This is a genomic window from Nocardioides sp., from assembly GCF_035703625.1.
GTDB lineage: Bacteria > Actinomycetota > Actinomycetes > Propionibacteriales > Nocardioidaceae > Nocardioides.
The window spans coordinates 1-6325 of the sequence record NZ_DASSXS010000261.1 but is presented as its reverse complement, the minus strand read 5'-3'; the positions used below and the strand labels follow the sequence as shown (position 1 = coordinate 6325).

Below are 6325 nucleotides of genomic sequence, written 5' to 3'. Positions count from 1 at the left end.
TCACCCCGGCATCCGCGTCATCCTGCCGATACCCGAGGGCGTGCGCAGCGTCGCGATCGACGACCTGATGCCACTGGCGACCGGATGGAGCCCCGGGCGCGGCTCGAAGACGCTCTAGCAGCGCGGGCACTCCGCCGGATCCCCCACTCAACGGTCGCGGATCCCCCACTCAACGGTCGCGGATCCCCCACTCAACGGTCGCGAATCCCCGATTCAACGGTCGCGGATCCCCGACTCAACGGGTCAGCCGAGGTCGACGATCGCGGCGACGGGGCCGCCGCCGTCGGGGCCCTGATGGGCCGCGGAGACCGACACGAAGACCGCCGGGTCGCCGGTCACGGCAGCGGTCACCCCGCCGACGCACGCCTTGATCTGCCGGTGCCAGTGCACGTCGGAGTCGTCGAGCATCGCGTTGCGCCTGCCCCTCACCTCGCCGTCCTGCGAGGCCTCGCACTTGAGGAACAGGTTGACCAGCCGGCCGTCGAGGTCGGAGGTGTGCGGCCGCTCGGGGAGGTCGAGGCCGGCGGAGCGGATCGCCTCCCACAGCCCGTCCTGGTCGAGCGCGTCCTTCATCACCGAGTGCCCGATCCGGTACCGGCCGCCGACGCCGGTGGTGTTGCCGACGACCACGACCTGGGCCTGGTCGAGCTCCACACCCGAGGAGCAGGACGCCACCGAGGAGTACAGCGACCGGTCGTGCATGACGTCGTCGTCGGTCGGCATCCCGATCTCGCCGAGGGCGACCGCGATGCCGAGCGCCGTACACCCGTTGGAGAGGTCCATCGACTCGTGGGTGTGCTCGGTCCACACGGTCTTGCCGCGCGACTTGGCGTCGCGGATGGTGTTGATGGTGAGCAGCGGGGTCTTGGTCTGCACGTAGTGGACGTCGGCCGGGTCGTCGATGCCGGCGCGCGCCATCGCCGACCTCACGGCGTCGGCCACCTTCGAGATCATCGCCGTCCGGCCGATGTCCTCGGGCGCCAGCACCTCGCTCATGGCAAAGCCGACCGTCAGCCGCGGCTCGTCCATCGCCGGGTCGTCCTCGGTGGTGTCGACGGTCGCGAAGATCGTCGCGTGCGGGCTGATCACGCCGTCGGTGCCTCCGGACCACACGATCGGGATCTGCTTCACCTGGTCGGCGGGCGCGCCCTTCTCGACGAGGACCTCGCGGAACGCGCGGTCGGCGATGATCCGGGTGTAGTCGTTGACCCCCCCGTTGCCCTCGGTCTTGCCGATGATCGCGACCACACGGTCCGCGGCCATCACCCCGTCGTCGATCAGCGTCGCGAGCTCGGAGGCGTCGGAGACGGAGTGCAGCGGGACCTTGCGGACCTCGATGGCGTGGGTCATGGGACTGGGTTTCCTTTCAGCTGACCAGGTCAGTTGGGTACGACGATGGTGCCTTCGCGCTCCTCCTCGGAGGCGGTCACGGCGTTGACGATGCTGTCGAGGTCGGTGATCACGGCGTACTGGCCCCCCTCCTCGACGAACCTGCAGGCTGCGTCCACCTTCGGCCCCATCGAGCCACTGGCGAAGTGGCCCTCCTCCGCGAGCTCGCGGAGCCGCGCGATGGTCACCCGCCCGAGCGGCTCGGCGTCGGGCGTGCCGAAGCGGAGTACGGCGTTGGGGACGTCGGTGGCGATGACGAGCACGTCGGCGTCGACCGTGCGGGCGAGCAGGGCTGCGCCGAGGTCCTTGTCGATGACCGCCTCGACGCCGCGCAGCCCGTCGGCCCCCCGCACCACCGGGATCCCGCCACCGCCGTTGGCGATCACGACGAACCCGGCATCGACCAGGGCGCGCACCGCCGGGGCATCCAGGATCGCCCGCGGCTCGGGCGAGGCGACCAGGCGGCGCCAGCCCTTCTCGCCGCGGTCCTCCCAGTGCTCGCCGTGCTCGATCAGCATCGCGGCCTCCTCGGCCGACAGGTACCTGCCGATGGGCTTGCTCGGTCGCGAGAACCCCGGGTCGTCGGCGTCGACGAGGCAACGGGTGACGAGCGCCGCGGAGCGGCGGTAGAGGCCACGGGCGGCGGTCGCGACGTCCAGCGCCTCCATCAGCACGAAGCCCAGGGTCGCCTGGGTCTGGGCGCCGCACCAATCCAGCGGCACGGGGGGTACGACGGCTGCGGCCACCTCGTTCTTGACCAGCAGGTTGCCGACCTGCGGGCCGTTGCCGTGGGTGAGCACGATGTCGATGTCGTGCTCGAGCAGGTCGGCGACCGCTTCCATCGCCACCTTGCCGGCCGCGATCTGGTCCTCGACGCGGGCGCTGCCGTCCTCGCCGGTCATCGCGTTGCCGCCCAGTGCGATCAGGACCCTCATGCGTCGAATCTAGGGGGATCCGTCACCGGACGGGCACCTCAACACCGCTCAAGCGCCCACCGGATCGCTGGCAAGTGTTGCCAACCCACCCCGCTCAGGTGATCGGCTCCTCCTCGTCGAACCGCGGGTCGGCCAGGAGGTACTGCCAGACCAGCCCGGGCTTCGGCCTCGGCGGCGGCGGCGGTTCGGGGGCCATCCGCCCCTCGGCGTTGTCCCACCACGCGTCCACCGTGTGCAGCACCTTGCGCGACACCGCCCCGGCAATGCCCGTGTGGGGGGCGTAGGGGTGGGGGCGGGTCGGGGAGGTGGCCTCGGCCGACTGGAGCGACTCGGCGACCTGGTCGAGCGCGTCGGGTGACAGCACCTCCGCCAGGGCGTCGGCCAGGGCGAGCTCACGGGTCCGGTGCCGGGCCAGGCACTCGTCGACCTCGGCCCAGGCCTCTGGCCAGGAGTACCCCGACTCGTACGTCGACCCGTAGGCGTGCGCCTTGATGTGGGCCAGCGCCACCTCGAGCTCCCGCTCCGCGTGCACGTAGTCGTGGACCAGCCTGCTGCTGTGGGAGACCTTGTGGCGGACCGCGGGCACCAGGACCGCGTCGACGGCCCCGAGGTGTCGGCTCGCGATGGCGAGGAACGTGTCGATGTCCTCGAGGGCCTTGCGTGGTTGCTCACGCGTGCCGACCATCGCTCTCGCGCCCTCCAACCAGGCGCCGAGGTTCTCGTGCGTGTGCTCCACCGAGTGGCGCAGTACGTCGGCTGTGGTCATCGCGACTCCAAGCGCAGCAGTTCAGTCAATCGTCCACCGCTGTGCCCCTCCGTTCAAGGTAGCGCTGTCGGCGGGGCGTTGACGACCCCTCGGCACCCCGCAAATGTCCGCGGCACGGGCGCAGCCACCGCCGCACCCGGATCAGCTCCGGAAGCGCCGCCGGTGCAGCGACTTCATCTCCCCCTCGAGCTCGGAGACCGGCCCTTCCACCTGCGCGCCGGGCACCACGGAGGTGATCGGCAACGAGGCCACCGGCGAGGACCCCACGCCCCACTCCGCGAGCCACTCCCCCAGCTGTGACGAGGACACGGCGTACACGATCCGGCCGAGCCCCGTCCAGCCGTGCGCCGCCGAGCACATCGGGCAGTGCTCGCCCGAGGTGTAGACGGTGGAGGCGGCACGCTCGGCCGCGGTCAGGTGGGTGGCCGACCACCTGGCGATCTCGAACTCCGGATGGCGGGTCTCGTCCCCACCCTTGACCCGGTTCCGGTCCTCGAAGCGGACCTCTCCCCCGGCGTCGACGAGGACCGAGCCGAACGGTTCGTCGCCGTCCTCGAGCGCCTCGCGGGCGAGCTCGACGCAGCGGCGCAGGTGGACCAGGTCGGTGTCGTCGATCATCGCTGCCTGGAGCTCTCGTAGCGGGCAATGAGCTCGCCGGCGGGGATCTTCGCGACGACCTCTCCCAGGACGTCCAGCGGCACCTCGTCGAGCCCCTTGAAGCGCACGCACGACTTGCCCATGTCGAGGGTCATCCCGCGCTCGGCGTACTGCCGGCGGAACCACGCCTCCTCCGGCCCCCCGGCGTAGAGCCCCATCAGGTACACGGCCATGTGGTGCTTCTGGGAGGCGAGCGAGACGTAGGACAGCGGCCTGCCGTTGTAGGTGTCGGGGTAGTCGGTCAGCGGGACGACCCAGCTGACCATCCCCCACTCCATCTGCTCGACGTATCCCTCGGGCAGGTGCTGGTTGATCACGTCGCGGATGGTTGCGATCGCCTCGCGGCGATCGGGCGGCAGCTCGTCGAGGTAGTCCTCGACGGTCTCGGCGTTGCTCTTCATGCTCCCGATCCTCACACCAGGTCCACCGCGGCGTACGCCGTCCCGTCGGCGAGCCGGGCATAGCCGGGGCCGCGGTCGAAGAACGGCTGGTCGGCGTCGCGCGGCCGACCTGAGCGCTCGGTGGCGGTGGCGGTGACGTCGTAGCTGAGCGTGTCGGCGTCCAGCGAGCCGGTGAGCACCACGCCGTAGTCCGCCAGCGCCGCCTCGGGCGAGACCTTGCGCCAGACGACGTCACGTACGACCAGGTCCGGGTCGCGCTCGAGCGGGTCGCCCCAGCCGCCGCCTCCGGTGGTGCGGATGCGGATCAGCTCCCCGGCCCTGACCGGCTCGGCGTCGGCGAGGGCGTCGACCTCGCGCTCGCCGGGGCCGCCGGGGTCGATGGTCACCTCGAACGGCTGTCCGGCGCGACCACCCTTCACGCCCCAGCAGGCGAGGATCGAGCGGTCGGCGATGGACATGAAGTGGGCGTCCTTCAGCATCCGGATGCACTTCTCGTAGCCGAGCCCGCCCCGGTGCCGGCCCGCCCCGCCGCTGTCCACGGCCAGACCCAGCGACTCGACCCGGAAGGGGAAACGAGCCTCGGTGAACTCCGAGGGCAGGTTCCGGCTGTCGGGGACGACGTGGATGGTGTCCTCCCCGTCGCCGTGCGGCCGGCCACCGGAGCCGCCCCCGAGCACCTCGCGCATCAGGTACGGGCGCCCGTCGAGGTCCTCGCCGTAGACACCCGTGTAGCGGATGGTCTCCTGGTCCGCCGGCATCCGGCCGTCGACCGCCTTGGCCACGACACCGGCCAGGACGCCGAGCAGCCGGAGGATCACGAACGTGCGGGCGTTCGTGGGCGCCGGGAACACCGGCGTGAGCAGCGTCCCGGGCTCGGGGAAGCGCATCTCGATGAGCGGGACGATGCCCTCGTTGACGTCGAGCTCGGCCATCCGCTCCGGGCTGTCGGCGAGGTTGCGCAGGATCGGCGCCAGCCACTTCTTGAGGAAGACACCGTCGCTGTAGTCACCGCAGTGGTTGATCGGTCCCTTCGCCTGCGGCCCGGTGCCGTCGAAGTCGAGCACCAGCCGCTCCCCGCCGGGGTCGTCCGCGGGCGTGCGGGTCAGCGTGATCCGCTGGCGGTGCAGCTTCGGCTCGTCGACGCCGTCGTGCTCGGCGTAGTCCTCCCACGTCCAGGTGCCGACGGGGATCCGGCCCAGGATCTCGCGGCGGTACGTCGTCGTGGTGCGGTCGATGATCGCGTCGAAGCACGACTCGACCGTCTCGACGCCGTACCGGTCGAAGAGCTCGCCGAGCCGGCGGGCACCCATCAGGCAGGCCGCGCACTCGGCGTCGAGGTCGGCGGCCAGGCTCTCCGGCATCCGGGAGTTGCGCGTCATGATCGCCAGGGCCGCGCGGTTGGGACGACCCGCGTCCCAGAGCCTGATCGGGGGCACCATCAGGCCCTCCTCGAAGACGCTGGTGGCCGACGACGGCATCGAGCCGGGCACGGCGCCGCCGATGTCGTCGTGGTGGCCGAAGGCCTGCACGAACGCCACCACGCGCTCGCTCCCCTCGTGCCCGGCGAACACCGGGACGGTCACGCACAGGTCGGGCAGGTGCCCGATGCCGCCCTCGGAGCGGTAGACGTCGTTGTGGAAGAACACGTCGCCCGGCCGCATCTCCTCCATCGGGAAGTCGCGGGCGACCGGGTGCACGAGAGCGGAGTAGGAGCGGCCGGTGAGCTTGCGCAGCAACCGGTCGTGGATGCCGGCGCGGAAGTCGTGGGCGTCGCGGATCATCGGGCTCCGGCTGGTGCGCGCGATCGCGGTCTCGACCTCCATCTCCACGCTGGCCAGGGAGCCCTGGACGATCTCGACCAGGACCGGGTCGGCGCCTGCACCGGCGTCGTCGGTCAGGAAGCCGAACGGGAAGTCGGTCGGGACGCGTCTGCTCACTGCCCTGCCTCCGTTCCGGGGTTTCGAGACGGGCCTGGACGGCCCTCCTCAACCACCGGGGATCGCGTCACGATCAGGTTGAGGTACTCGTCGACCCGGGCGGTGAAGCCGGGGTGCAGCGGCACCGTCGAGCCGAACTCCTCGATGATGGCCGGGCCGTCGACGGTGGCCCCCGGCGCCAGGTCGGGTCGCCACAGCACCGCCGTGTCGACGTACCCCTCGGCGGCGTCGAAGCAGACC

The 6325-nt window shown here is 71.3% G+C and carries 7 protein-coding genes; all 7 read right to left on the bottom strand.

The features are described 5' to 3' along the window. Nucleotides 1–243: 243 nt before the first annotated feature. Nucleotides 244–1350: a ring-opening amidohydrolase gene (locus tag VFN12_RS13745; protein WP_325119285.1), complete on the bottom strand. Its 1107-nt coding sequence runs from the start codon at nt 1348–1350 to the stop codon at nt 244–246. Nucleotides 1351–1379: 29 nt separating this feature from the next. Further along, nucleotides 1380–2324 carry a carbamate kinase gene (locus VFN12_RS13740; protein ID WP_325119284.1) on the bottom strand — a complete coding sequence of 315 codons (945 nt, stop codon included), beginning with the start codon at nt 2322–2324 and terminating at the stop codon, nt 1380–1382. A gap of 94 nt (nt 2325–2418) precedes the next feature. Continuing rightward, complete coding sequence (locus VFN12_RS13735; RefSeq protein ID WP_325119283.1) at nt 2419–3090, bottom strand: hypothetical protein; 672 nt, start codon at nt 3088–3090, stop codon at nt 2419–2421. Between the two features lie 141 nt (nt 3091–3231). Next, nucleotides 3232–3708: a nucleoside deaminase gene (locus VFN12_RS13730; protein ID WP_325119282.1), complete on the bottom strand. Its 477-nt coding sequence runs from the start codon at nt 3706–3708 to the stop codon at nt 3232–3234. After that, nucleotides 3705–4148 (bottom strand): DUF1801 domain-containing protein, encoded by a 444-nt coding sequence (locus VFN12_RS13725; protein ID WP_325119280.1) that lies wholly within the window; start codon nt 4146–4148, stop codon nt 3705–3707. Before VFN12_RS13725 ends, VFN12_RS13730 begins: the two co-directional genes overlap by 4 nt. Nucleotides 4149–4159: 11 nt before the next feature. Next, a complete protein-coding gene (locus tag VFN12_RS13720; RefSeq protein ID WP_325119279.1) occupies nt 4160–6085 on the bottom strand; it encodes a hydantoinase B/oxoprolinase family protein in 1926 nt (641 codons plus the stop codon). Then, on the bottom strand, nt 6082–6325 hold a 244-nt coding region (locus VFN12_RS13715), incomplete at its 5' end, for a hypothetical protein (protein WP_325119278.1). The genes VFN12_RS13715 and VFN12_RS13720, both read right to left, overlap by 4 nt.

Excerpts from the sequence above, each read along its gene's own strand:
- VFN12_RS13745 (WP_325119285.1), bottom strand. The coding sequence starts at position 1,350 with ATGACCCACGCCATCGAGGTCCGCAAGGTCCCGCTGCACTCCGTCTCC.
- VFN12_RS13740 (WP_325119284.1), bottom strand. The coding sequence starts at position 2,324 with ATGAGGGTCCTGATCGCACTGGGCGGCAACGCGATGACCGGCGAGGAC.
- VFN12_RS13735 (WP_325119283.1), bottom strand. The coding sequence starts at position 3,090 with ATGACCACAGCCGACGTACTGCGCCACTCGGTGGAGCACACGCACGAG.
- VFN12_RS13730 (WP_325119282.1), bottom strand. The coding sequence starts at position 3,708 with ATGATCGACGACACCGACCTGGTCCACCTGCGCCGCTGCGTCGAGCTC.
- VFN12_RS13725 (WP_325119280.1), bottom strand. The coding sequence starts at position 4,148 with ATGAAGAGCAACGCCGAGACCGTCGAGGACTACCTCGACGAGCTGCCG.